Below are 25,314 nucleotides of genomic sequence, written 5' to 3'. Positions count from 1 at the left end.
CATTCTTCGCGGGTGTTCACTGCAGCAGGCTCCCTCGTTCAGTTAAGCTGCGCTCTTCGGGAGCAGCCCGCCTGTAGTTATGCGGGCGTGTTAAAAGATACTGTTATCAAGATGGAGTGTAATAGCTTTTACGGCTGCCTTTTCATCACCGGCTGCTATTGCCTGATACACGGCTTCGTGTTCATGCCATGCGTGATCCATCCGTCCTTCGCGGGACAGAGACTCGATTAAAGCTGCACGGCTGTACTCCACCAGAGGGCGCCATATATTAAGCAGCAGTTTGTTCTGGCTCATCTGCATGAGCGTCTTATGAAACTGAATGTCTTCCTCCACAGGAATCACACCATCACTCCAGCGCTGTTTTGACTGTTCAAGCAAAAATTTAAGGCGCTCCAGCTGTTCCTCATCCGCCCTCGTGCATGCAAGACGCACTGCATCTGCTTCCAGTGTTTTCCTTGTTTCTGCAAGATCCCGACGGGCTTTAGCATCTTTCAGAAAAAAACCGGCCAGTATTTCTGCCAGTCGATGACTTCCTGCCTTCTGAATAAATGTCCCTTCTCCTTTACGAGTTTCAATCAACTCCAGCAGTTCCAGAGCACGGAGCGCTTCCCGGACAGAGGAGCGTCCGACTCCGAGTTGTTCGGCCAGATCCCGTTCGGAAGGAAGTTTATCTCCCGCCTTGAGCTCTCCTGCTGTAATCAATTCTTCGATATGCTGAAGAATTCGCACATATACTTTTGATGTTTGGGCCATGCGGGCCTGTTCACTCCTTTACCCCTGGAAACTCCAGCGGCGGCAGAAGTTCAGGGGATATTACCCGCTTCCTGCCGCCGGATTATCTGCTAAATAAGCTGTCCTTCCCGGTACAGTAAGGACAGCTTATAGCATCCGCATTTATGCATCATCTTCAATCATTGTCATTTGACGCGTCCGCTCTGCTACTTCCTCGGCGTCCACCTGACGACGTGCCACTCCTGTTTCCATGGCGGCTTTCGCTACAGCTTTTGCTACAGCTGGTGCGACCCTTTTATCAAATGGAGCTGGAATGACGTAATCCGCGTTCAAATTATCGCTGCCTACAAGTTCAGCAATAGCCTCTACAGCGGCTACTTTCATCTCTTCATTAATATGCGTTGCATATACATCCAGCGCTCCCCGGAAAATACCCGGGAAAGCAAGAACGTTATTTACCTGATTTGGAAAGTCCGAACGTCCGGTTCCAATCACGCTTGCTCCTGCTTTCTTTGCTTTATCAGGCATGATTTCCGGGATCGGATTTGCCATCGCAAAGATGATCGGATCATTATTCATACTTTCAACCATTTCTTCGTTCAAAGCCCCCTCTACGGAAACTCCGATAAAGACATCCGATCCTTTAATTACTTCAGAAAGCTTTCCTTCCAGTTTCTCTGAGTTAGTTACCTGGGCGATTTCATGCTTCAGGTCGTTCATTCCGTATGGACGGCCTTCGTAAATCGCCCCTTTGGAGTCGCAGAGAATGATACTTTTGCAGCCCATGCTCTTGAGAAGCTTCATAATTGCAATTCCTGCCGCTCCAGCTCCGTTTATAACTACGCGGATATCTTTCATCAGTTTGCCGCTGAGTTTCAGCGCATTAACGAGACCGGCCGCAGTAACGATTGCTGTTCCATGCTGGTCATCGTGAAAAACAGGAATATTCATTTCACGCTTCAGGCGCTCTTCGATTTCAAAGCAGCGCGGTGCTGCAATATCTTCCAGATTCACGCCGCCGAAAGTCGGCTCCATCAACTTCACCGTGTTAACGATCTCGTCGACATCATTTGTATTTAAGCAGATAGGAAATGCATCCACCCCTGCAAAAGATTTAAAAAGAACGGCCTTTCCTTCCATAACCGGCATCGCTGCTTCCGGACCTATGTTCCCAAGCCCGAGCACAGCAGTGCCATCTGAAACTACTGCTACCATATTCCCTTTCACTGTATAATCATACACAGTTTTCGGGTCTTCAAAAATAGCTTTGCACGGTTCTGCCACTCCCGGGGAATAGGCCAAAGACAGGTCGTCAGCATTACGAACCGGAACTTTCGGTTTCGTTTCAATTTTCCCTTTTTTCACTCGGTGCATGTGTAATGCTTCTTCTCTTAATGTCGCCACTCCAGCCACTCTCCTCTAAGTTTTACGATTTAGAGGTGGTCTGACCACCCCTCTGCCATTCATTATTATACCAAAAACAAGCGGATGTTACACCCTCGGCTTTCTTAAAAATACGTGATTTTTTCCGAGAATGGCTTCAAGCTTCGAAAGAAATGGCTTTGAAATGGAAACATTCCACATTTCAGAAAGCCTCACAATTTTGTTTGATGCCCCGTATTTCAGCACGACCGGAACTTCTCCCGGGGTATTTTCGAGTATTTTTTTGACTTCTCCAAGATGCTTCCTCTCTGCTTCAAGAGAAAGGTAAAGATAAAGCACTTCTGCCCGCTGCGCTTCCTCCCGGGATTTAAGTGAGGATAAAAGAACAGCTTTTTCCATGATAACTTTCTGCTCTCCTTCATATTCCTCCATATGTCCTTCCATAAACAGCTTTTCGTTTTTCACGAGCTGCAGCTGAAACTCCTTGTACACTTTCGGGAAAATAGTGACAGGAACGGAGCCGCTTTCATCCTCCAGCTCCAGAAAAGCCATCTGATCCCCCTTCTTTGTCTGGACACTCCGGACATCTGTTATCAGCCCGGCAAGCCGGATTTTTTTCCGGCCGGAAAGCTTTAATGCCTCCCCTATCGTCAGACGTTTGTATTTTTTCAGGAGTTCTTCTGCTTCCTCCAGTGGATGGCCGCTCAAATAAAATCCGAGCATTTCTTTTTCCAGACGCAGCTCTTCTTCCCGCTGCAGCGGTCTTGCATACGCATATTCAGGGACCGTCTTTTCATCCGGAAAAAGTTCTTCCCCTCTTTCCAGCTTCAGATCCTCCTGTCCGGCGTACTCGAGTGCCCGGTCCAGCGTTACAAGAAGCTCGGCCCGGCTTTTACCGAAACTGTCCATCGCTCCGCTCAGCGTCAGTGCCTCCAGTGTTTTTCGGGAGCGCAGATGTTTCGGAAGTCCGGCAGCAAGTTCAAATACATCGCGTATTCCTCCTGCAATGCCTGCTTCAGCAACAGCTTGTGCTGTCCGCTCATTTATATGCCGGATGGACGTCAGCCCGAGACGTATCCCGTTTTCTTCAAGCGAAAAAGCACTGCCGCTTTTCTGCACAGAAGGCGGCAGAATTTTCAACCCATGAAGGCGGGCTTCATGAATGATACCGGCCAGTTTCTCCTGGTCATGAACTGCACTTTCCATCATTCCGGTATAAAATGCTTCAGGAAAGACAGCTTTTAAATAGGCCAGCCGGTAAGTAATCATGCTGTAGGCAACAGCATGACTGCGGTTAAATCCATAATCGGCGAAGCTTACGATCTGGTCGTATACTTTTTCTGCCTCTTCTCTCCCATATCCCCGTCCAACAGCACCATTCACAAACTGTATCCTGCCGTTTTCCAGGTCCGTGCGCTTTTTTTTACTTACTGCCCGCCGCAGAATATCCGCTTCGCCAAGACTGAAGCCAGCCATCGCTGCTGCTGTCTGCATGATCTGCTCCTGATAAATCATGACGCCGTGTGTCTGTTTTAAAATCGGTTCAAGTACAGGATGGGCGTATTCCACCGTTTTTCTCCCATGTTTTCTCGCAATATAGTCAGGAATAAACTCCATCGGGCCCGGCCGGTAGAGGGCGTTGACTGCTACAATATCTTCAAAAGCCGTCGGCTGAAGCTGTTTCAGCACCTTCTGCATTCCCTGGGATTCCAGCTGAAAAATTCCGGACGTATCCCCCCGGCCGAGCAGTTCAAACACTCTATGGTCCTCTTCTGGAATATCCTCTGCTCTGATACCAGCGAGCTTCGTGATTTTATCGATGAGCGTCAAATTACGGAGCCCGAGAAAATCCATTTTCAGCAGACCGAGTTTTTCAAGATCCCCCATCGGATACTGTGTAAGAAGCATTCCGTCATTCCCCTGCTGAAGCGGGACAATTTCGGGAAGAGGATCTCTGCTGATCACAATTCCTGCTGCGTGAACAGAACTGTGCCGCGGAAGTCCTTCGATCATTTTGGCGCACCGCACCACTTCCTGCAGCTCTTCTTTTTTTTCGATAAACGAGGTAAAAGCACTGTTTTTTTCCGCATCACTGATTTTGGTTCCAGGTCTGGAGGGAATAAGTTTTGCCATCCGGTCCAGCTCATATGAATCCACCCCGAGAGCTTTGCCGGTGTCCCGGACTGCTGCTTTCGCCGCAAAAGTCCCGAACGTAACAATCTGGGCAACATGCTCTGAACCGTATCTGTCCGCCACGTAGTGTATAACTTTGTCTCTGTCCGCATCTGCAAAATCTATATCAATATCCGGCATCGTCACCCGCTCCGGATTTAAAAACCTTTCGAACAGCAGCTCGTAGGCAAGCGGATCAACATCAGTAATGCGCAGGACGTATGCTACAAGTGAACCGGCAGCCGACCCCCGTCCCGGACCGGTGGTAATGCCTTCTTTGTGGGCAAACTGCATAAAGTCAGCGACGATTAAAAAATAATCCGCAAACTGCATGGACTCAATGACTGACAGCTCGTGCTCGAGCCGTTCCCATACGTCCCTGTCCGGAGTGCCGTAACGTTCGTAGACGCCTTTGTGACACCATTGACGGAGCAGAAGGACAGCATCTTCTGATTTTGCGTATTCCGGAAGGATCATTTCACCAAAGGAAAGTTCCCAGCTGCAGCGGGAGGCGAGCTTCTCTGCTGTTTCCAAAGCTCCGCTCCACCCTTCAAGCGCTGTCTTCATCTCGTCTTCGCTTTTCAAATAATACTCTGATGACCTTCCGTAACTCGTATCTGCCAGAGGGATGCCTGCTTTTATCGAATGAAGCAGATCGCACACTTCGGTTTCTTCCTTTTCTACGGCAAGTACTTTATTTGAAGCGGTCAGCTGTTCGTCTCTCCCCTGGAGCCAGCTTTTTAAAGCAAGGAGTATTTCCCTTTCCTCCCGGTGAAAGTGGTTCTGCACTTCTATAAATACACGGCCCGGAAGCGCTTCCTTCAGTGATTCATGAATTTCTTCTGCTGCATAAAGATCCTTTTCAAGGAGCAGCGTCTGAAGCGGTCCCCGGTACATTGGTTCAATGACAAAAACATCCGAAAGAAGCTTCAGGTCGTCCAGTGTAATAAATGCCTCTCTCTCCCGGCGCAGTTCCATTTGAGTAAGGAGAGCAAGAAGAGATCGATAGCCGTTGTTATTCTCTGCGAGAAGTATCAGTTCAAATTCCTGTTCCCTTACTCGGAAAGCGAGCTTCACCCCGATAATCGGCTTGATGCCGGCTGCCGTGCATGCTTCATAAAAAGGCACAGCTCCGTGCATGGCGTTTCTGTCCGTCAGTGCCAGCGAGCCGGCTCCCAGTTCGGATGCTTTTTTTACAAGCGAAGATATTCTGGCTCCGCTTTCAAGCATGCTGAATTCACTTTCGACATTTAAATGCACGAATCCCAATAGCTCCCCCTCCTTTTTCCTTAATCATAACACGAACAAACGTTCTTAACTATGTACTTCTTTTTATATTTTCCCGTTTAAATAAACGAAATGCAAGCACACTGCAGAAAATCAACCACCCCGCAATGCATAAAGGCTGCCTTGAAAATAAAGTAGATATGTAAAAACCGGCCGCCTTCGTTTCCACGGGAAGGCTTCCCGGGCGGGCCGGTTGAAAGCGAAGTTTTTCTCCAGTCGCCTGCATAGCGATCACGAAAAAGAGCCCGTCAAGTACAAGTGACAGACTCTCCGTACAATCATATAAATTGTTATTATATGGATTATCCAATAAGCTGAAAACTCTCTGTCCGCTCAGCCGGTAAGCTTCTGCTTAATTTCCCAAAAATTTATTTACAAGGCAGTCTCTCTGCAGAGAATATCGAGCTTTTGAAAAATCTCTTCGGTTTCTTTCCAGCTTTCTGCTTTAGCCCCGGCGGCCATCGGATGGCCCCCGCCCTGATGATCCGCTGCAAGCTCATGAATTTCAGGCTTTTTGGAGCGCATGCGCACACGTATGACATCCGGCTCTTCTACAAAAAAGACCCAGGCTTTCAAACCTTTTAAAGTAGAAAAGCTGTTGACTACCGCAGCAGTATCCTCTGCTGTTACAGAAAATCTCCGGAGTGTGTCTTCCGTGAGAATAACCTGGGCTGCGCCATTGGCACTTACCTCCACGGTGGACAGCACATAGCCTTCCAAACGGAGAATTTCCTGCGATTTTTCCTCCATTTCGTTCAAAAGGCTGCTTCGGTCGAAGTTATAGCCTATAAGTTTACCGGCACTCGAGAACGTAGCCGCAGTAGTATTCGGAAATCGAAATCTTCCGGTATCGGCAACGATGCCGGCGTATAACAGCCTTGCCGCTTCGTCCGTCAGAGGCACATCAAGCTGTTCAGCGAGAAGAAAAAGCATTTCACATGTAGAACTTGCTTCTGTCATCACCCACTGGTAATTGCCGTAGCGCTCCACTTCCGGGTGGTGATCAATTTTTATCAGCTTTTCACCTTTGTCCCACCCTTCTCCGTCGACTCTGGCGGTATTTGCCGTATCACATACAATGACGAGAGCTTCCTTGTAATCTTCGGGCTGCACTGGATCCATCTCCGCCAGAAACGTCAAGGACTGCTGCGTTTCACCTGCAAGCAGCACTTTTTTCTCAGGCCAGGAAGCAGTGATCATTTCTTTCAGAGCGGCCTGCGAGCCTACAGCGTCCGGATCCGGCCGGACGTGGCGGTGAATAATTATTGTTTCAAAGTCGAAGACCGCTTTCCATATGTTCTCCATTATTTTATCTGACATTCTTTTCCCTCCATTAATTCCTTCAGTTGCACCATGATACAGACTCCGCTACAATTAGACCGTGATCTATCAATTATAAAGGAGTATACATAATGGTTATTTTTCCAGTATTTTTAGTCGCCTCCCTCGTCCTGTTCGTTTACTTTAAGGTGCTTCAGCTCCGGACAAAAGGTCCCGGGGAGAGAGAGCTTTACAGCGCAAAGGCAACGATAGCCCTGAGCATTTTTATCATTACGTTCGGTGTAAACAGCTATATCAATCTCCAGACGACTACCGCTGCAGTCGTCGGTCTTATTTTCCTCGTGCTGGGAGGCGTGAACCTGTACTTCGGTATTAAACGGCATCAGCATTTCAAGCCGCTTGCTCTCCAGGAAAGAAAAGAAAAATAACACCCGGCCCGTCCCTTTCAGGTGACGGGCCTGAATGTGCTGATTAAATCTATTCTATATAATAGTTAGTTTCTTTAAACAGCCGCTTTCGTTTCTATGTAGAAGCTTTCCAGGCGGGACGACCTCAGCTAATCTCTTCCTACCAGCCGGTCGAGATGGATCTTCGGATCGCTTTTATTAGCCCTGTAGCCCCCATGTCCACTACAGCAGGACAGTAAGTTCAACCTTTATAATAATTAGTTTTTTTAGACAGCTGTTTTCATTTCCAGGGGAAAGCATGAGATGTTCAAACTGCTTTCACCCGGATGTTACCGGTCGATCAGCTGGGCCATAAGCATTGCTTTGCCGACGATCTGGTCATCATAGTAAAGCTCCACGTCGACTTTACCGAACTTCCGCCCTACTTCCAGAACGTGTGGATAAATATGGATAAGTGCATCAATCTGTACCGGCTTCATGAAAAAGAGAGTAAGGTTTTCCACCACCAGATCTCCTTTTTTATATTTTCGAAGCACACGGCTCGCGGATTCCGTTACGATCGTCGTCACAACCCCGTAGGAGATTGTCCCGAGATGGCTTGTCATCTGCGGAGTTACTTCCAGCTGGTAATGGGCTTTACGGCCTTCTGATTTATCCTCCAGATGACGCGTCACAAGGTCTTCAATCGTGTCACCGATGTGAGGCTGACGCTGAATCATCTGCAGAGCTTTCAGCACATCCTGCCGGCTGATGACACCGATCAGCTGCCGGGACGAATCGATAACCGGAAGCATTTCAATACCTTCCCATACCATCATATGGGCAGCGGAAGCTACAGACGTCTGCCTTGTAACAGTTATCGGATGTTTCGTCATCACTTTCTCGATTTCTGTGAACGGGCTGGAGCCCATCACATCTTTTGCTGTAACCATCCCCTGCAGCTTCCCGTCTTCGTCCATGACTGGATAACGGCTGTGCCCGGTCTGATGATTCAGCGACTGGTATTTTTCCACCGTGTTGTTTGTCGTCAGATGATCCGTACGGTCCAGGGGAATTAAAATATCTTCCACCGATATTATTTCTTTTTTAATCAGCTGGTCATAAATCGCCCGGTTGATCATCGTGGCTACTGTAAACGTATCGTAGGAGGTCGAAATGACAGGGAGGTTTCTTTCGTCAGCCAGCTGCTTCACTTCTTCCCTTGCATCAAACCCGCCGGTAATGAGCACGGCTGATCCTTCCTCCAGCGCCATCCGGTGCACCTGCTCCCGGTTTCCGACGATAAGCAGATTCCCGGCTTCCACGTACCGCATCATCGCTTCCGCCTTCATGGCCCCGATAACAAATTTATTTAATGTTTTATATAATCCATTGCGGCCGCCGAGTACGGTCCCTTCTACAATTTTCACTACTTCTGCAAACGTCAGTTTTTCGATGTTGTCTTTCTGCTTCTTTTCTATCCGGATCGTCCCCACCCGTTCTATCGTACTGACGAGTCCTTGATTTTCTGCGTCTTTGATCGCACGGTAAGCCGTTCCTTCACTCACGTGAAGCTCTTTCGCTATATGGCGGACGGATATTTTATACCCGACTTCCAGAGATCTTATAAACTGTAATATCTGCTCATGCTTTGTCATAGTAAGGCGACACATCCTTTTTCATAAACTGTTTAGTCTTCCTCCAGCCTTCTGTACTAACACAAGTATACGGGGTTGAAACGCATACTTCAAGTAGCTTCCGGCTGTCTTCCAGCTGGCAGAAGCCGGCCTCATTACAGAAAAATTGAGATTTTTACAATCAATTATATATTTGCCGATATTTGATCTTTAAAAAGGGTATAATGAGTAAATATAAACACACGATGACAGGAGGGTTAGTATTATGCCCCAGCCGCGCCTGCTCCTGCTGACTGCTTTTTCCGCTCTCCTCTTTGCTGCCGCCTGCAGTGGGGAAGATCCGTCCGAACCAGTTAACGCAGATGAAGATGACACCGTGGAACTGATTTTCGGGGAACAGGAAGTCAGCTTTACGGCTGCTCATTACGCCTCCATGACCGAAGAAGCACGTGATGTGTTTCAGGATGCAGCACCTCTATTTACTTATGAGCGGGAGAACCTGGAGAAATGGTTCATCCGTTATTATATTCAGATGCACGAATATAACGAAAACTGGACGACAGAGGATATGCTCGATCTTGCAAGGGAACGAATGCGGTTTGAAAAAGAATGGCGTGCCTACGCAGAAGAATATTACGGAGTGGAAGTATCCGAAGAAATGATTGAAGAAGAAGCTTCCTATCAGATCGAGCTGTATGAAACAAATACACCGGCTTCCATACGCGGTATGGCAGACGGCCTCGATATGACACTCGAGGAATTTTTTATGGAATTTGACAGAGATCATGTCGCACGCACGGTCATTTGGGAGGAGCTCTACCCGGTCCTTCAGGAAAAGTATGCCGAAGAGGAAGACGAAACAGTTTCTGCAGCCCACAGATACAGTGAAGAAGTGCTGTATTCACTTGAAAACAATGATTCCCCATTTCCTGACGACCCTATGCCCTGATCCGGCTAAAAAAAGCTTCCCGGAAAATAACCGGGAAGCTTTTTATCAGTTTTTTACAATTCCAGTTCATCCCCAGCTTTCATGGCAATTCCCTCGGTGTTTTTAAGTGAATCTACAAAAGCCTGCGGATCCTGCTCAATAACAGGGAACGTATTGAAATGGATCGGCACAACTTTATCAGCTTTCACCCATTCCGCAGCGAGCGCGGCGTCTTCCGGCCCCATCGTGAAGTTATCTCCAATAGGCAGGAAGGCAAGATCAATATTATGCTTTTCACCAATCAGCTTCAGATCAGAGAACAGGCCGGTGTCTCCAGCATGATATATCGTTTTTCCCTCGGCAGTGAAGACAATACCTGCAGGCATGCCTGTATACACGATGCGCTGGTTTTCCTCTTCTGTATACGCAGAACCGTGAAAGGCCTGAGTAAGTTCAACACGTCCAAAAGCAAATTCATGTTTACCACCGATATGCATCGGATGGGCATTTACTCCCTGGAACCCGAGGTATGTGGCCAGTTCGAAAGGCGCTACGACGAGTGCATCGTTTCGTTTCGCCATTTCCACCGTATCGCCGACGTGATCATTGTGCCCATGTGTAAGAAGTATCACATCAGCTTTTGTGTCATCCGCTTTCAAGTCTGTTGTTTCGTTGCCTGTTATAAAAGGATCAATAAAAATATTCGTACCGTTCGTTTCGATTTTGACGACAGAATGTCCGTGATAGGATACTTTCATGACTTTCCCACTCCTTCTGTAAATAATATTCACAACTTCCCTTACCCTGTTTCCCGGTCAGATATGCATAGGTTTATGATATGATAGCCGTAACTGCCAATCTGAAAGGAGTTTATCAATGCCCCGCATACAATCGATTCAAGAGTATATGAGTGCCGCTGACTGGGATATTTTAATGGTCCAGACACGACCGAACGTGTTTTATCTGACAGGCTTTGATGCCGATCCCCATGAGAGACTGCTCGGAGCCCTTGTTTTCAAAAACGGAGGGACTGCCGTCGTTTGTCCTTCGATGGAAGTTCATCAAATCGAAGAAGTTTTTACGGACGGTCCGGTAATCGGATATACTGACTCCGAAGATCCATGGGTGAAAATCGGGGAGTATCTTCAGGAAGCCAGTATTCCAACACGGAAAATTGCACTGGAATCCTCCATATCCTGGGCGCGGCTGGAAAAATGGAAAGAAACTGTCCCGCAGGCCGAATTTGCCCAGGCAGATGCCCTTCTGCTTGAGCAGCGACTTATTAAAGAGCCGGATGAACTGCAATTGATGCAGGAAGCTGCTGCTTTTGCTGACATCGGAATCAAAACCGGTATCGCTCATTTAAAGGAAGGCGTCACGGAAATGGAAGTTGTAGCAGCAGTCGAATTCGAAATGAAACGACGCGGCATCAGGGAAATGTCTTTTTCGACGATGGTATTATTCGGGGAAAAAGGCGGCGATCCCCACGGAAACCCCGGCTCCAGAACACTGCAAAAAGGTGACAGCGTCCTTTTTGATCTAGGGGTCATCTGGCAGGGATACGCCTCTGATATTACAAGAACGGTCTTTTTCGATCACGCAACAGAAAAACAGCGGACCGTATACAATACGGTACTTGAAGCACAGGAGGCAGCACTTTCTCTCGTAAAGCCGGGTACCGCCGCAGGAAATCTCGACAAAGCTGCCCGGGAGGTGATAGAACAGGCCGGGTTTGGCAGTTTTTTCCCACACCGGATCGGTCACGGCATCGGTATAGAAGTTCACGAGCTGCCTTCGATGAATGAGGAAAACACCCGTATTCTGGAAGAAGGAATGGCTTTTACTATCGAACCGGGAATTTATCTGCCGGGACAGTTTGGTGTAAGAATTGAGGATGACCTGCATGTAACAGCAGAAGGCAGCCGCATTTTGACTACTTATCCAAAAGAGCTCCAGGTTATCCCATCTGAAAAATAAAGATACTGAATATATCCAAACAACGGACGTAATCCCCCCCGCTGAAGGAAGCAAAGCCTTCAACGGGGGGGGGGGCGCTGATTCGTCACACCCGGTCCTCTTTCACTAATTCAAGAGAGGTCTCAGCTCAGGAACGGTGTTTATGAAGAACGTCCATTCCTCCGGTCACTTCCACAACACTCCCTGTGATCATATCAGCATCATCAGCTGTCAGAAAGAGCACAGTCCTCGCAATGTCCTCCCCCGTTCCGGACCTCCCAACCGGTGTGCGTTCATCAGGAAGCTTTTTGGAATCTGCTATACTTCCTTCTTTCATCTCCCCGAGTATCTCTCCCGGACATACCATATTCGCTGTAATTCCATTTGGGGCTTCTTCAATGGAAACAGATTTCGTTAAGGAAGTAAGGCCTGCCTTGGAGGCAGCAAATGCAGCCCTGAAGAGCCACCCCGGTGAATGATCAGCCCCCTGAAAACCAAACGTAACAATACGGCCGAACTGTTGTTTGCGCATAATAGGAACTACAAGCTTAAGCATATAAAAAGCCGCATTTAAATTGCCGTTAATCATACTGTGCCATTCTGCCTCTTCATAATCAGCAAGCGCCTTCCGCTCAAAAATGTACGGACCGGCATTCAGAATCAGCAGATCGATTCTGCCGAAACGAGAAACTGCCGCTTCGGTCAGACGCTCCAGGTCCCGTTTATTTTGAACGTCCCCCTGCACAAACTGGATCCTGTCTTTGTAAAAAGCCCATTCTTCTTTTCTTTCATCCTTTGTTTTTTCATCGGACCGGTAGTTGACTGTAACAGAATACCCTTTCTCCAGCAGCGCATCTGTCACCTTTTTTCCCAACCCCTTTGTCCCGGCTGTAATAATCGCATGGCGCACGGACATTCCCACCTTTACAAGTTAGCTTTCTAATACTTATTGTGATATAAAGAGCCTTCGTTCTCAACTGATATACTCGGAGCTGGAAAATAACACTAGTTTAATTTTCATAATTATGGGATAATGATATGTAGAAAGATTTCCTAAATATCCCTTTAGGAGATCAAATTGTAATTATGGGGAGGAGATCGTCTTGTCTATCCGTTATAACACAATTCTCGTTGCAGTTGATGGTTCCGACGAAGCAAAAAGAGCATTCCGGAAAGCCGCCCTTATGGCTAAAGACCATGAAGCAAAGCTGCTTTTAACCCACATTGTCGACACCCGTACTTTCGCATCGGTAGAGCACTACGACAGAACAATTTTTTCAGAGGCTGAGCAGTATGCCAAGGATATGCTCAATGAGTATAAAGCCCTTGCTGAAAAAGAAGGTGTTACGGATGTCACGCTCGTGCTTGACTATGGTTCCCCGAAAGTGAAAATCGCAAAGGACGTTGCAAAAAAACATAACGTGGATTTAATTGTAACCGGTGCCACCGGGCTTAACGCTGTAGAACGTTTCCTTATCGGGAGCGTTTCAGAGCATATCACGCGCCACGCTGCCTGTGACGTTCTAATTGTCCGTACTGAAACAGAACAAGCAGGAGCCGGTAACGACGCCTGATAACCGGAACAACCAATTATTTTCTTCCTATATCGTAAAAAAGGCCCCCTCATTATGAGGGGGTTTTTTCAGCTTGTTGATTAAATGATCGTTTTAGAATATTTATTCCAGTCCGAGTATAGACTCCTTCTCTTACCGAGCCTGCCGTGGGGCTGGTCTTCAGCTGATAATTTTTTATCAGTGGCTGCCAAGACGCATCGTGTCACGGGCAATTACTACTTCTTCATTCGTCGGGATAACAATTACTTTCACTGGAGAATGCGGGTAGTTAATAAACGCTTCCTGACCACGAATTTTATTCAGTGCCGGGTCCCAGTATATTCCCATAAATTCAAGACCTTTCAGTACTTGAGCACGTATTACATCACTGTTTTCTCCGATTCCTGCTGTAAATACAACGGCATCCAGTCCGTGCATACGGGCAGCATAGGAACCGATATATTTATGAATACGGGAAGTGAATACTTCCAGTGCAAGACGCGCACGTTCATTGCCCTCTGACGCCTGTTCTTCAATGTCACGGAGGTCACTGGAAAATCCGGATAGAGCGAGCATTCCACTCCGCTTGTTAAGCACATCCATTACTTCTTCTGCTGAAAGATCCGCCTTCTCCATAATATATGGAATAAGGGCCGGATCGATATTTCCGGAACGGGTTCCCATCGTTACCCCAGCAAGCGGCGTAAAGCCCATGGAGGTATCAATCGACTTGCCGCCTTCAATTGCTGCAATAGAAGCACCGTTACCGAGGTGGCATGAAATAAGACGAAGATTTTCCACAGGACGGTTCAACAGCTCCGCCGCTCGTTCGGACACATACTTATGGGATGTTCCGTGGAAGCCGTACTTCCGGATACCGTACTTTTCGTAATACTCGTACGGAAGGCTGTACAAATAGGACTCCTCGGGCATTGTTTGATGAAATGCCGTATCAAATACCGCTACTGCCGGAACATCAGGCAGCACTTCTTTAAAAGCACGAATTCCGGTCAGATTAGCCGGATTGTGAAGCGGAGCAAGCTCCGAAACTTCTTCGATACCTGCGATTACTTCGTCTGTAATTAATACAGAATCGTTAAATTTCTCTCCGCCATGAACCACACGGTGTCCGATTCCTTCTATTTCGTTCAGCGACTCGATAATATGATAGCGGGTCAGTTTGTCCAGGAGGATTTTCACTGCCTGAGCGTGGTCTGTAATTTTCAGTGTTTCCTTTTTCTTTTCCCCATTTACTTCAATCGCAAAAACGGCATCGTCCATTCCGATCCGTTCAACAAGGCCCTTTGTCACGATTTTTTCTTCAGGCATTTCCAGCAGCTGAAACTTTAAAGAAGAACTGCCGGCATTGATCGCCATTATTTTAGCCATTCTGTTCACCGCTCCTTTATAGTGTGTGTACGAGATAAACCACCTGTACACAACATCTGTATTATCTTTTTTATAAAACCAACTATAACACAGTAAACATAAAAAATCCTTACATAGCAGCGTTTTCAGAATTATAAAGATGTTGTAATCGTATTCAACGTCAATCTTTGAAACAGATGGAATATTTTAGTTCCTACAAATGTTCGTCGAACCACGCAGAAATCCGCTGCATCATATCGGCTAGCGCCGCTTCTCTCGTAAACGAAGGAAGCTCTGCGAGCAGTGCCTGTTTCGGTGGAACAATCCCCTGTTTCTTTCGGCGTAGTATGAGAATACTTTTCCCCGCTTCCCTGGACTTAAACATTGTCTGCGGCAGCTGCAGCACCGAATAAATATCCGCTTTCTGCTTCAGCATTTCCTGAAGCTTGTCAGCCTGTTCTGACTGAAACAGACCGTTTGGGATAAGGAAAATTAAAAAACCACCTTCCCGGACATGCTGCAGACTTTTTTCAATAAGCAGATGGTGAACATACGTATGGCCCGAGTCAGCCGCTGTCTTGAAATCAGCCGCTGTTTTGTCATCCGGATAATAACCCGCCGGGAGATCAGAAACAACAGCGTGCAGATTATCAACTGCAGGAGAGGACACACTGTCCTGATGGAATAAATCCACTGAATGCTCCTGCAGATTGGCATTAACGTAAGCAAGTTTAAGGAGCGTTTCGTCCGGTTCCGCCCCGATAAAATGAGCGTTCTTGGAAAGCTGATTCAAAGCAGCTGTCATGAGATTGCCTGCTCCTGCCGCCGGATCAAAAATCACGAGCGGATCTTCTGTTTCTTTCGTTAATATTTTATCCAGCAAATACCCGATGAACAGAGCCACCGCATCCGGAGTCAGGGCATGGTGGGGCTGCGTGGCTTCCTTCATGCCTTTGAGCACTGCCAGCTGCACCGCACGGCGGATTTCTTCCCGGTGAACCTCTGACGGAAGCTGCTGCATGATTTCCGTTAGTTTTTTCCTGGAATCACTGCTGAAATTTTCCGGAATTTCCTGCTGAAATAATATTTCCCCCATACTGCCGAGAGCTTCCAGGTACAGGCTGTCTTCTTCTTTTTGAAGAAGCTCTGCTCCCTGATCCAGTACGTGGTGATATTTTTCTGTATTTGTCGATTCTTCCATCTTGATCCCTCATTTCTCTGCTGTTTATTCCAACGATAAAGGATAACACGTTTTTCTTCCAGCTGAAAGGCTGGAGTACTTTATAAAAGCCGCCCGGGACAGAAACAGGGAATCGACTGCCTATGTATAAAATCACTTTATAAACAGACGGAAGCCGGCGGATATGACCGCCGACTTCCTGGATGTTTTTTTAAAGAGAGTACCTACGCCTGTTTTAATGCTTCAACGGCTTTGTCATAATCCGGATGCTCTGATACTTCAGAGACGACTTCAGAGTACGTGATTTCCCCCGCTTCGTTGATAACGAATACAGAACGGGAAAGAAGTCGCAGCTCGTCAATAATTACTCCAAATTTATCACCGAAATCCAGCTCCCGGTGATCGGAGAAAACTTTCGCATCCTCCAGACCGGCAGCTGCACACCAGCGGCGCTGAGCGAAAGGAAGATCTGCACTGATGGTCCATACTTCTGCACCTTCAACACCGGCAGCTTCTTCATTGAAACGGCGCGTCTGTTTATCGCACGTGCCTGTATCTATAGAAGGTACGACACTGATAAGCAGTTTTTTACCTTCTGCTTCTTCCAGTGTTACTTCAGAAAGATCTGTTGCGAGTACTTTAAAGGATGGTGCTTTATCACCTGTTGCTTTTCCTTCTCCGGATAATGTTACTGGGTTCTGCTTAAATGTTACCTGGCTCATCTTATCTGCCTCCTTTAAAATATCTCTGTTTACCTTAACATACTTTACTGCTTTACTGCACGGCCGGGTCTTCTGTCCGAACACGTTCTTCCGGTTTCGGCCCCACTGTTACCGTTTCCCTCTTTTCAAGAACGGCTATCGAGTTTCCAAGAAAATCGTGTATGCCGCGTTTTTCCGGATGAAATGCTACGACGAGATAAAGAATATTCGTTACAAAAAGGAAACGATGAAGAAAACGTCCTACAAACTCTCTGAAAATAACATCGAGCCATGTCAGTTCTTCTTTGTCTCTCGAAATAACACGGATTCCGAAAAGCATTTTCCCGAGAGTCTGGCCAAAAAACTTTGTCAGTAAAATAAAATACCCAAATGTAATCAAAGCGCTCAGCAGCCCGCTCGCTGTAAAGGTCAGGAGATTCAGATCGGCTCCCCCTGTCAGCACGAAATAAAGGCCGACAAGTGCTGCGCTGAGCGATCCTGTCACAAGAATATCAACGGTGTAAGCCCAGAGCCTCATCCAAAAACCGGCGCGTAAATATTCTTTTACCGCTGTCTGCGGCTCGTTCTGTACATTAACTTTTTCTTCTGCAACTGTTTCTTCTGTCATTCTGCTTCACCTCAATCCGTGTAAAGGTACATAAGCTGCGGTCCCTGGTTAAGCTCCAGCCAGGCGGCCAATTCATCCACACGGCGGTGTTCAAGCAGTGTATCTGCCGTCATGCCGAAAAACTGCCCCATATTGAATCCGCGCTCATATTCGACAACATCAGGATCCCGGTCGAGGGTTTCTTTCATTGCCCCGATCGTATCATCCAGATTTCCCACGTCATCCACAAGCCCATTTTCGGCTGCCTGGTTTCCGGTGTAAATCCGGCCGTCTGCCAGATTCTCTACTTCTTCCCGGCTCAGATCACGGCCGTTTTCAATCACATCAACAAAGCGCGTATAGGCGTCATCAACGATCGACTGAAGAATTTCTTCATCGTCGTCTGTCATCTCACGGGTAGCGGACATAATGTCTTTAAATTCCCCGCTTTTAATTGTTTGATCACTGATCCCAAGATTATCAGCCAGCTCGGACACATTGAATGACTGCATGATAACACCGAGTGAGCCGGTAATTGTCTGGCCGTTGGCGTAAATCCTTTCTGCCGGTGCAGAAACGAAGTAACCGCCGCTTGCTGCCTGACTTCCCATGGAAACATATACGTCCTTGCCGTATTCTTCCTGTACTTCCTGCACCTTATCGTGAATTTCATCGCTTTCTACGACACCTCCACCAGGTGTATTCACGCGGAAAACAATTCCTTCCACTTCCGGATCGGCCGCAGCGTGGTCAAATTGATCGAGCAGAAGCTGATGATCATATCCTCCGCCAAGAACTCCGCCGCCTCCTGCCTGGATAACACCATCAAGGTGAATGACGGCAATTTTACCTGTGTCTGTTCCCTGCTCTGTTACACGTTCGGACATTTCCTCTCCTCCGGCACCAGCTAAAAAATCCTCTGTGTCTGTCTGAAACAGTGCTGTGCCGAAGCGGAAGGCTCCTGCCGCGAGAATGATGAGGGCCACAGCCCCGAGAGCAATCCATCGCTTTCCATTCATAAATTATTTCCTCCTTTAAGTAAATACTAATATTACTGCGGATCCTGTCCTGATTTGATATGATAGAAGTGTGTTCAACCAAAAGAAATCTGAGACAGAAAGGGAGTCGCGCCGCTATGTCTGACCGAAAAAATGTTTATTTATTCTACAAAAAAACAGACGAACTGGAAGAAAAAGTGCAAAAAGCCCGTGAGCTTGGCCGGAAATACGATTTTAACCTTGTCGAGGATCCAAAAGATGCAAATATTATTGCGAGCTTTGGAGGCGACGGGACGTTCCTGCAGGCCCTGCAGAAAACGCGCTTCCGGGAAGACGCTCTTTATATCGGTGTGAATGATGGAGACTTCGGCTTTTATACGGACTTTACAACCAGCGATCTAACGCGCCTGGAACTTGCAATGCAGTCAGATATGGACATGGTCGAGGTGCTTCGCTATCCCACCCTTGAAGTTACGATTGACGGGCTGAAAAGTTTCCACTGCATAAATGAGGTAACTATACGTTCCAATATTATTAAAACGTTTGTAGTCGATGTTTACCTGGATAATCTTCATTTCGAAACTTTCCGGGGAGACGGACTGCTTGTATCGACCCCTACTGGCAGTACCGCCTATAACAAATCCCTCGGCGGCGCGGTCGTTGATCCAAAACTTCCGGCTATGCAGCTGACGGAAATGGCTTCTGTCAACAACAATCAGTACCGTACGCTCGGTTCCCCCCTTGTACTCAGCAAAGGCCGGGAATTGACGCTGAAAGTCGTACAGGACGGAAACGATCATCCAATCATCGGTATTGACAACGAAGCAATGGGTATACGTCACAGCCGCCATATTAATGTGAAAGTTTCCGATCGGGTTGTTAAAACATTGAAGATGAAAGACAACCTGTTTGCCAACAAGCTGAAACGCAGCTTTCTGGAATAGGAACATCTGCCGAGAGGACGCCGTTATGACCCGGCGTCCTTTTTTTATTTCCTGCGGCGTGTGTCATAAACAACGGTATCGTCTACTACAGTCATCAGTACAGAGCTGTTGAGCCATTCATCAGGTTCGCTGCTGAACAAATCTGTATTTAAAACTGTAAAGTCGGCCCGGTATCCTTTCTGTATCAACCCGCTCACATTTTCCTCGGATACAGCTTTCGCTCCGCCGGATGTGAACAGCTGCAGCGCTTCGTACAATGAGAGCTTCTCTTCCGGCATATAGTCTTCGTGGTTTTCTTCCGGACTTCTTCTCGTTACTGCTGCATGAATGCCAAGCAGCGGATTAACCGGTTCTATCGGTGCATCGGAGCCGCCCGCGCACATCAGCCCTTCTTCCAAAAATGTTTTCCAGGCAAAAGAGTCTTTCAGGCGCTTGCGTCCGAGACGTTCTTCCACCCACGGAAAGTCGGAGACTGTAAAGCGGGGCTGAATATCGAGCACTACCGGAAGTTTTCGAAGACGATTCCGCAGCTCGCGGTCTGTTACCTGAAGATGAATCAGCCGGTCTCTTTTCCCTTCAGGAACCGGATATTTTTCCAATGCTCCGACTGCATAATCAAGTGCTGCATCGCCGATCACATGAACAGCAACGGGCATGCCGGATTTTCTAGCTTCTGCGGTGAGTCTTTCCAGTTCCTCCCGGGCATGAATAGCTACCCCTTTTGTGGAAGGATCGTCACTGTACGGCTCTTTCAGAAAAGCCGTCCTCCCACCCAGTGCACCGTCCGCGAAAATCTTCACAGATCCTAAAGTAACGTACGGATGTTCTTCAGCATGAGCGAAAACTTCCTCCGCCGCCTCATGATGTACAAGCAGGTTTGCCCGGAACTTATTCTGCTGATTAATTACTTCGTAAAAAACATCAAGCGTTTCTGAGGGGGCATTATAATAAAAAAGATCTTCGGTGTGCCCTCCTGTAAATCCGTTTTGGTGAAGATCCATAAGAGCAACTTCCAGTGCCCGCTTCACATAGGAACGGTCTACAGGAGGAAGTACAGGCTTCAGCAGTTCCTGAGCCTGGTCGTGGAGATAGCCTGTCGGACGGCCGTCTGTATCCTTTACGATGATACCTCCTTCCGGTTCAACTGTTTTTTCCGTAATTCCTGCAAGCTTCAACCCGGTGGAATTAGTGACCATCGCATGCCGGCAGACACGGGTAAGCATCACGGGATGATCCACGGTAATATCATCCAGAATACTGCGGTCGGGGACAGTGCAGTTTTCATACAGGTTCTCATTGAAGCCCTCTGCCAGCACCCATTCTCCTGCCGGTGTTTTTTCGGCTTTTTCAGTTAGTATCCTTTTCAGCTCTGCGATACTTTTTACGGTCGATACATCCAGCTTTAACAGTTTTTCCCCATGACCGATAATATGTAGATGACTGTCTGTAAAGCCCGGATACATCGTACCTCCCTGAAGATTTATTTCTTCTGTAATCTTTTCCTGCCAGCGGAGGCGCAGATCCTCCTCTGTTCCCGTGTCCTCAACCATTCCATTCTCGGTAAACACAGCAGACGCAACTGCACTGCTGTCGGTCAGGGGGCGCACAGTGCCTCCAAACCAAAGTGTTCCCATCTAATCCTCCCCTTTCGATCCATATTTTTATTATGCTTGGAGAAAAGTACGGACGCAAGTAAAAGGAGAAGAAGCCGGCTTGCCTGACCCGGAATGAATAACAAAAGCTGCCCTCCTCAAGGGCAGCTTTTGAATACAGATCGGTAAGTTAAAGCAGTTCGTTTATTTCTTCTGTTTCCCGGCTGATGCCTGTCAGCTCGATCGTTTCAATTCCTTTCACTGCTCTCTGCACATAGTAATCGACATCAAGAAAGCTTTCGTAATACTGAATTTTCTCGAGTTTTGGACGAGTTTTGGCATCCGGAGGCAGGAATATTGTACAGCAGTCTTCATAAGGAAGAATCGACGTTTCGTACGTGCCAATTTTCTGGGCAATATCGATCACTTCCAGCTTGTCCATCGTCACGAGTGGACGAAGGACCGGCATGGAAGTGACTTCATTAATTGTATACATGCTTTCCATCGTCTGACTCGCCACCTGTCCAAGACTTTCTCCGTTGACGAGCGCCATAATTCCGCGTCTGCGCGCCGTTTCCTCCGCTATACGCAGCATAAATCTTCTCATTACCGTGATCTCACAGTTATCCGGAATCTGTTTATGGATGGCAAGCTGCGCTTCCGTAAAAGGTACGATGTGGAGCTTAATGTTACCACCGTACTGCGAAAGAATGTTTCCGAGTTCTTCCACTTTTTGTTTAGCACGCTCATTCGTGTAGGGGGGGCTGTGGAAATGAATTGCTTCCACCGTAACCCCGCGCTTCATTGCAAGCCACCCGGCTGCAGGGCTGTCGATACCTCCGGAAAGAAGAAGCAGTGCCCTGCCTCCGCTTCCGACAGGAAATCCTCCCGCCCCACGGATTACTTCTCCTGACACATACGCGGCCTCATCCCGTATTTCGATGCTTATTTCAACGTCCGGGTTTTTGACATCCACCCGGAGTTTTTCCATACGGCGCAGAACGTATCCCCCGACTTTCTGATTCATTTCCTGGGAGCCGGTGGGAAAATCCTTATTAATTCTGCGGACAGAGACTTTAAAGCTTCCACCGTCCGGGAGGCTGTCCTCCGTTACACGATGGGCGGCCTCCATCACCGCTTCTTCTTCAAGTTTTTCCCGTATTACCGGGCTGAAAGAAGAAATACCGAAAATTCCCCTTAGTCTTTCAGTTACTTCGTGAAGCGGTGCCCCCTTCAGCTCCACGTACATTCTTCCATACGTCCGGAACACTTTTGCCTCGGGAAAATCCCGGAGCGCCTCCCGAATATTATTCTGCAGCTGACGTTCAAACTTTTTGCGGTTTTTTCCTTTTACCGACAGCTCTGCATAACGGATCAGTAATAGATCATATTTCATATTGTTTCCCCTTTCTTGCTGTCGTTTCATAAATTTCTTCCCAAGCCAGTAAAAAAGCATCAATATCTTCCCGGGTTGTTTCTTCAGATAAAGAAATTCTCAATGCCGTTTCCGATCGTTCTTTTGGAAGCGGCATAGCCTGAAGCACCCGGCTCCCGGACCCCTGCTTTGATGAACATGCCGAAGTTGTTGATATATAAATCTCTTTTTGAGCGAGCGCCTGAACTACTGTTTCCGGCTTGATTCCTGCTACAGAAAAATTAAGAATATGCGGTGCTCTGTTTTTCGGAGAATTAATTTCGACCCCTTTCCATTCACTCAGCTTTTCTTCAAGCAGCAGGTTGAGGGATCTCATCCGGCCTGCGGCCTCTCTGCTTCCATCCAGCAGCAGGCGCATTGCTTTTGCAAGTGCTGCAGCTCCCGCCGTGTTTTCCGTACCGGCCCGGAGTCTGTTTTCCTGTGTTCCTCCGTGAAACAGCGGCTCCAGCCTGCCACGACGGACAGCAAGGACGCCTGTTCCTTTAACACAGTGAAACTTATGTCCGGAAATTGTTAAAAGATCGATTCTGCTTTCCGTCATCGAAAGCGGTACTTTTCCAATGCCTTGAACATAATCAACATGAAAAAGAACTTTAGGGTGCTTTTTTAAACATTCCCCGATTTTTTCCACAGGGAGGATACTTCCTGTTTCATTGTTTACGTGCATGCAGGAAACAAGAACCGTATCCATCCGGAGTGCTTCCTCCACCTGCTCCGGACTGATTTCCCCATTTTTGTCCGGACTCAGTCTCGTAACTTCCCATCCTTTTTGTTCAAGGGCCGCTGCTGCTTCAAGAACAGAAGGATGTTCCACGGACGTTGTAATAATGTGGCTGCCCTGATGTTTTCTTGCTTCCGCCGCCCCTTTGACTGCCAGATTGTTCGCCTCCGTGGCCCCGGAAGTGAAAATGATGTCTTTTTTATTCACTCCGAGAAGAGAGGCTGTCTGTGCCCTTGACTGGTCAAGCAGCTTATCGGCTTCCCCACCGAGCGGGTGAAGAGAAGATGGATTGCCAAAATAACTTTCCGATACTTTTATATACGTGTCCAGTACACTTCTCCAAGGTCTGGTCGTTGCACTGTTATCAAGATAAATCATAGAAGCGCTGCCCCTTTTCTTAGCTCTATTCAACGAATGATCGTATCACATTCTCCTCTTTTTGAACAGCAGAAAGAGCCCTGATCTCCATATGAAGCTTTAACAGAGCCGATCAATAAAGAAAGGTCCAGGACTGCATTTGTCCTGAACCTTCCATATTTGTCCTTAATATATTTTCGTTTATTTCAGCTCATCTTTTTTTATACGTTCCAGCACGTTTTTCTCGACTTTTTCCACGCCGGCTACAGCCAGTTCCAGCGACTCTTCGTAATATCCCTGACGGAACCGGTCTTCTGCCTGAAGCAGAAGAATGTTCACTTTATCATTCTGCGTACGGTACCTGTTGCCGTACTGCACCACCCGCTCAGCCATTCTTGCGTCTTCAAGCATTTTGTTAACGGCCTCTTCGGCATGCTCTGTCTGGGCGTCTGCTTCCGCTACTGCCTTACGGACGTCTTCCATACCGATAGGAAGAGAATCCAGGAGTTTTGCTGCATAATAAAGCTTTCTCTCTGCTTCCTTCACCTGCTCCAACGTAATATCCGGAATTTTAGGAAGAGAAGAGCGGCTCAGGGCGCGGCGTACTTTCGTAACCCTTTCAGCATCTTCGTCAATGATATCCTCTGCATCGAGTTCATCCTGACGAAGTTTGTTGAAGTTGGCATACATCTGCTCTATATCTGCTTCAAGCTGAGTAATTTCCTCTTTCCAGACTTCCAGCTGATTGTGTATGTCAGTATATGTCATTCTTTTCAGCGCTGCCGCATCTTCGAGCGCAGCAAAATCTGCTTTTAAGGATTTCATACGCGCAAAAAAATCATTTACTTCAAGCTCCAGGGACGAATGAAGCTGATAACGCAGCTTCACCACTTCCTGCTCCTGCACGAGTCGCTGCAGCTGCTCCGGAACCTGGTACATACGGCTCTTCTGAGTGGAAAATTCCTGTTCCACTTCGTTGCGGACGACTGCTTCCTGTTCCAGTTTTTCCATCATTTCCTGCAGTGTTTCCTCCACGCTCGTAATTATTTCCTGAGCTTTTTCCAGCTGCAGATCAAAAAGAGAAGTTTCCGCTTCTTTTACCCGCTCTTTAAGACCTTCAATCAAATCCTCACTGGAATATAAATGCACAGGGAAACCGCTCATCGCCATTTCGTCCAGGCCGTTATCCAGTTCCTCCACCTGAGAAGGAAGGTCGCGCTGTACGTACATCAGACGCTCAGGCACTGCTTCTGTCATATAATTCATGCTCGTAAGCATTTCTCTAATGGCAGCAAGTGTTTCCTGGGCATTGAAGTAATTACCTTCTTCGGTTTCCTGTAAAAATGCTTCAAATTTCCGATCGACTTTTTCCATCTCGTTCTCGATAGTGTCTGCCGCCTGGTCCAGTTCTTCCCGATCCACCTGAAGCCTCCGGCGGATCTCTTCATACACCGCTGTGAGTTCCCGGCTTTCCACCCGGTTGGTTCCTTCGATGTCGACCAGTTCATTCACTTCTTCAATGAGGGCGTCGATATGATTTTCAATTTCATCGAGCGCTTTTTTTGTTTCTTTAATTTCGCTCTGCGCTTTAGGAAATCGATACTTATTGGCAAGCTCCTCTACTTCGAACAGCTTTTCTTCAATATAGGGAAGCTGAATTCGGACGAGCTGATCCCATTCACCACGCCACTGCTCAAAACGTTCCTCCGTTTCCCCGGAGAGCTTAAGTGCTTTTACCCGTTCAAGCTCTTCTCCGACCGGCCTGTTCAACAGTTCGGCTTTACGGTTCCCCAGCTTATCTACGTCACGGTAAATCTGTCTCCGTGACCAGGCTCCGTAAGCAACGATTAAAATAAGCAGAATGATTATTGTGTATATAACAAAATTCATGCGGACCTCCTCCAACCTGCAGACGCCCCGGCATCCTGCAGATATTGACGTAATATATGTAGTAAGTTCATAATGACACAAAGCAGACAATCTATTCTCTATCTTATCATGACAACAGCTGATTGGAATAATTTATTATATGATTTCTTAAAATTCCTTCTTCTTTTTTTACAGCAGTAAGAATCTTATTTCAAAAATAATTTTAC

Annotated in this window: 21 protein-coding genes; 5 read left to right on the top strand and 16 right to left on the bottom strand. The window is 47.4% G+C overall.

Annotated features, from left to right (window positions below; translation table 11 throughout):
- Positions 1-90 precede the first annotated feature (90 nt).
- The 4 genes from C6Y45_RS04210 to C6Y45_RS04195 all read right to left on the bottom strand — a co-directional run bounded on the left by C6Y45_RS04210 (position 91) and on the right by C6Y45_RS04195 (position 6,894).
- Positions 91-753: a FadR/GntR family transcriptional regulator gene (locus C6Y45_RS04210; RefSeq protein ID WP_107583774.1), complete on the bottom strand. Its 663-nt coding sequence runs from the start codon at positions 751-753 to the stop codon at positions 91-93.
- 141 nt (positions 754-894) lie between these two features.
- On the bottom strand, positions 895-2,106 hold the full coding sequence (gene ystJ / locus C6Y45_RS04205; protein ID WP_107583840.1) for an NADP-dependent malic enzyme: 1,212 nt from the start codon (positions 2,104-2,106) through the stop codon (positions 895-897).
- 117 nt (positions 2,107-2,223) lie between these two features.
- Complete coding sequence (gene dnaE, locus C6Y45_RS04200; protein WP_245922552.1) at positions 2,224-5,547, bottom strand: DNA polymerase III subunit alpha; 3,324 nt, start codon at positions 5,545-5,547, stop codon at positions 2,224-2,226.
- 399 nt (positions 5,548-5,946) lie between these two features.
- Positions 5,947-6,894 (bottom strand): DHH family phosphoesterase, encoded by a 948-nt coding sequence (locus C6Y45_RS04195; RefSeq protein WP_245922540.1) that lies wholly within the window; start codon positions 6,892-6,894, stop codon positions 5,947-5,949.
- A gap of 92 nt (positions 6,895-6,986) precedes the next feature.
- Here C6Y45_RS04195 and C6Y45_RS04190 point away from each other — a divergent pair, with 92 nt between their 5' ends.
- Complete coding sequence (locus C6Y45_RS04190; protein ID WP_107583772.1) at positions 6,987-7,283, top strand: YtpI family protein; 297 nt, start codon at positions 6,987-6,989, stop codon at positions 7,281-7,283.
- 308 nt (positions 7,284-7,591) lie between these two features.
- Here C6Y45_RS04190 and C6Y45_RS04185 read toward each other — a convergent pair whose 3' ends face one another.
- Positions 7,592-8,899: a DRTGG domain-containing protein gene (locus C6Y45_RS04185; RefSeq protein WP_107583771.1), complete on the bottom strand. Its 1,308-nt coding sequence runs from the start codon at positions 8,897-8,899 to the stop codon at positions 7,592-7,594.
- Between the two features lie 244 nt (positions 8,900-9,143).
- Here C6Y45_RS04185 and C6Y45_RS04180 point away from each other — a divergent pair, with 244 nt between their 5' ends.
- Positions 9,144-9,827 carry a hypothetical protein gene (locus tag C6Y45_RS04180; protein ID WP_107583770.1) on the top strand — a complete coding sequence of 228 codons (684 nt, stop codon included), beginning with the start codon at positions 9,144-9,146 and terminating at the stop codon, positions 9,825-9,827.
- Between the two features lie 53 nt (positions 9,828-9,880).
- On the opposite strand, the gene C6Y45_RS04175 is transcribed toward C6Y45_RS04180, so the two are convergent.
- The gene (locus C6Y45_RS04175; RefSeq protein WP_107583769.1) at positions 9,881-10,564 is read right to left on the bottom strand and encodes a metal-dependent hydrolase; all 684 of its coding nucleotides are present in this window, start codon (positions 10,562-10,564) and stop codon (positions 9,881-9,883) included.
- A gap of 118 nt (positions 10,565-10,682) precedes the next feature.
- Here C6Y45_RS04175 and C6Y45_RS04170 point away from each other — a divergent pair, with 118 nt between their 5' ends.
- Positions 10,683-11,783: a M24 family metallopeptidase gene (locus C6Y45_RS04170; protein ID WP_107583768.1), complete on the top strand. Its 1,101-nt coding sequence runs from the start codon at positions 10,683-10,685 to the stop codon at positions 11,781-11,783.
- Positions 11,784-11,910: 127 nt separating this feature from the next.
- Here the strand turns inward: C6Y45_RS04170 and C6Y45_RS04165 are convergent, their stop codons facing one another.
- Positions 11,911-12,678: an SDR family oxidoreductase gene (locus C6Y45_RS04165; protein WP_107583767.1), complete on the bottom strand. Its 768-nt coding sequence runs from the start codon at positions 12,676-12,678 to the stop codon at positions 11,911-11,913.
- A 187-nt stretch (positions 12,679-12,865) separates the two neighbouring features.
- Between C6Y45_RS04165 and C6Y45_RS04160 the strand changes: the two genes are divergently transcribed.
- Positions 12,866-13,336: a universal stress protein gene (locus C6Y45_RS04160; RefSeq protein WP_107583766.1), complete on the top strand. Its 471-nt coding sequence runs from the start codon at positions 12,866-12,868 to the stop codon at positions 13,334-13,336.
- Positions 13,337-13,513: 177 nt separating this feature from the next.
- Here C6Y45_RS04160 and C6Y45_RS04155 read toward each other — a convergent pair whose 3' ends face one another.
- From C6Y45_RS04155 to sppA, 5 genes are all read right to left on the bottom strand, one after another.
- Positions 13,514-14,704, bottom strand: coding sequence for an acetate kinase (locus C6Y45_RS04155; RefSeq protein WP_107583765.1), 1,191 nt, complete (start codon positions 14,702-14,704; stop codon positions 13,514-13,516).
- 193 nt (positions 14,705-14,897) lie between these two features.
- The gene (locus tag C6Y45_RS04150; protein ID WP_107583764.1) at positions 14,898-15,884 is read right to left on the bottom strand and encodes a class I SAM-dependent methyltransferase; all 987 of its coding nucleotides are present in this window, start codon (positions 15,882-15,884) and stop codon (positions 14,898-14,900) included.
- A 203-nt stretch (positions 15,885-16,087) separates the two neighbouring features.
- Positions 16,088-16,585, bottom strand: a complete 498-nt coding sequence (gene tpx / locus C6Y45_RS04145; protein ID WP_107583763.1) for a thiol peroxidase — start codon at positions 16,583-16,585, stop codon at positions 16,088-16,090.
- A gap of 52 nt (positions 16,586-16,637) precedes the next feature.
- Positions 16,638-17,192, bottom strand: coding sequence for an RDD family protein (locus C6Y45_RS04140; RefSeq protein ID WP_107583762.1), 555 nt, complete (start codon positions 17,190-17,192; stop codon positions 16,638-16,640).
- An 11-nt stretch (positions 17,193-17,203) separates the two neighbouring features.
- Positions 17,204-18,190 (bottom strand): signal peptide peptidase SppA, encoded by a 987-nt coding sequence (gene sppA / locus C6Y45_RS04135; protein ID WP_107583761.1) that lies wholly within the window; start codon positions 18,188-18,190, stop codon positions 17,204-17,206.
- A 116-nt stretch (positions 18,191-18,306) separates the two neighbouring features.
- On the opposite strand from sppA, the gene C6Y45_RS04130 reads away from it, so the two are divergent.
- Entirely contained in the window at positions 18,307-19,113 is an 807-nt protein-coding gene (locus C6Y45_RS04130) for an NAD kinase (protein ID WP_107583760.1), read from the top strand.
- A 44-nt stretch (positions 19,114-19,157) separates the two neighbouring features.
- Here the strand turns inward: C6Y45_RS04130 and C6Y45_RS04125 are convergent, their stop codons facing one another.
- The 4 genes from C6Y45_RS04125 to C6Y45_RS04110 form a co-directional block, all read right to left on the bottom strand.
- Positions 19,158-20,747, bottom strand: a complete 1,590-nt coding sequence (locus C6Y45_RS04125; protein WP_107583759.1) for an amidohydrolase — start codon at positions 20,745-20,747, stop codon at positions 19,158-19,160.
- Positions 20,748-20,895: 148 nt separating this feature from the next.
- Positions 20,896-22,101 (bottom strand): tRNA uracil 4-sulfurtransferase ThiI, encoded by a 1,206-nt coding sequence (gene thiI / locus C6Y45_RS04120; protein WP_107583758.1) that lies wholly within the window; start codon positions 22,099-22,101, stop codon positions 20,896-20,898.
- A complete protein-coding gene (locus C6Y45_RS04115; protein WP_107583757.1) occupies positions 22,091-23,239 on the bottom strand; it encodes a cysteine desulfurase family protein in 1,149 nt (382 codons plus the stop codon). Before C6Y45_RS04115 ends, thiI begins: the two co-directional genes overlap by 11 nt.
- Positions 23,240-23,419: 180 nt before the next feature.
- Positions 23,420-25,108 (bottom strand): septation ring formation regulator EzrA, encoded by a 1,689-nt coding sequence (locus C6Y45_RS04110; protein WP_107583756.1) that lies wholly within the window; start codon positions 25,106-25,108, stop codon positions 23,420-23,422.
- Between the last annotated feature and the right edge of the window lie 206 nt (positions 25,109-25,314).

It is taken from the genome of Alkalicoccus saliphilus (assembly GCF_003044065.1).
Taxonomy (GTDB): domain Bacteria; phylum Bacillota; class Bacilli; order Bacillales; family Salisediminibacteriaceae; genus Alkalicoccus; species Alkalicoccus saliphilus.
The sequence above is the reverse complement of the archived record's forward strand: the minus strand, read 5'-3'. Positions and strand labels throughout refer to the sequence as shown.

Bases quoted from the DNA above. Each gene is read 5' to 3' on its own strand.
- C6Y45_RS04180 (WP_107583770.1), top strand. From the start codon at position 9,144: ATGCCCCAGCCGCGCCTGCTCCTGCTGACTGCTTTTTCCGCTCTCCTC.
- C6Y45_RS04190 (WP_107583772.1), top strand. From the start codon at position 6,987: ATGGTTATTTTTCCAGTATTTTTAGTCGCCTCCCTCGTCCTGTTCGTT.
- C6Y45_RS04210 (WP_107583774.1), bottom strand. From the start codon at position 753: ATGGCCCAAACATCAAAAGTATATGTGCGAATTCTTCAGCATATCGAA.
- C6Y45_RS04110 (WP_107583756.1), bottom strand. From the start codon at position 25,108: ATGAATTTTGTTATATACACAATAATCATTCTGCTTATTTTAATCGTT.
- sppA (WP_107583761.1), bottom strand. From the start codon at position 18,190: ATGAATGGAAAGCGATGGATTGCTCTCGGGGCTGTGGCCCTCATCATT.
- C6Y45_RS04185 (WP_107583771.1), bottom strand. From the start codon at position 8,899: ATGACAAAGCATGAGCAGATATTACAGTTTATAAGATCTCTGGAAGTC.
- C6Y45_RS04170 (WP_107583768.1), top strand. From the start codon at position 10,683: ATGCCCCGCATACAATCGATTCAAGAGTATATGAGTGCCGCTGACTGG.
- C6Y45_RS04140 (WP_107583762.1), bottom strand. From the start codon at position 17,192: ATGACAGAAGAAACAGTTGCAGAAGAAAAAGTTAATGTACAGAACGAG.
- C6Y45_RS04155 (WP_107583765.1), bottom strand. From the start codon at position 14,704: ATGGCTAAAATAATGGCGATCAATGCCGGCAGTTCTTCTTTAAAGTTT.
- C6Y45_RS04150 (WP_107583764.1), bottom strand. From the start codon at position 15,884: ATGGAAGAATCGACAAATACAGAAAAATATCACCACGTACTGGATCAG.
- C6Y45_RS04165 (WP_107583767.1), bottom strand. From the start codon at position 12,678: ATGTCCGTGCGCCATGCGATTATTACAGCCGGGACAAAGGGGTTGGGA.
- C6Y45_RS04130 (WP_107583760.1), top strand. From the start codon at position 18,307: ATGTCTGACCGAAAAAATGTTTATTTATTCTACAAAAAAACAGACGAA.
- ystJ (WP_107583840.1), bottom strand. From the start codon at position 2,106: ATGCACCGAGTGAAAAAAGGGAAAATTGAAACGAAACCGAAAGTTCCG.
- C6Y45_RS04115 (WP_107583757.1), bottom strand. From the start codon at position 23,239: ATGATTTATCTTGATAACAGTGCAACGACCAGACCTTGGAGAAGTGTA.
- C6Y45_RS04125 (WP_107583759.1), bottom strand. From the start codon at position 20,747: ATGGGAACACTTTGGTTTGGAGGCACTGTGCGCCCCCTGACCGACAGC.
- tpx (WP_107583763.1), bottom strand. From the start codon at position 16,585: ATGAGCCAGGTAACATTTAAGCAGAACCCAGTAACATTATCCGGAGAA.
- C6Y45_RS04175 (WP_107583769.1), bottom strand. From the start codon at position 10,564: ATGAAAGTATCCTATCACGGACATTCTGTCGTCAAAATCGAAACGAAC.
- thiI (WP_107583758.1), bottom strand. From the start codon at position 22,101: ATGAAATATGATCTATTACTGATCCGTTATGCAGAGCTGTCGGTAAAA.
- C6Y45_RS04195 (WP_245922540.1), bottom strand. From the start codon at position 6,894: ATGTCAGATAAAATAATGGAGAACATATGGAAAGCGGTCTTCGACTTT.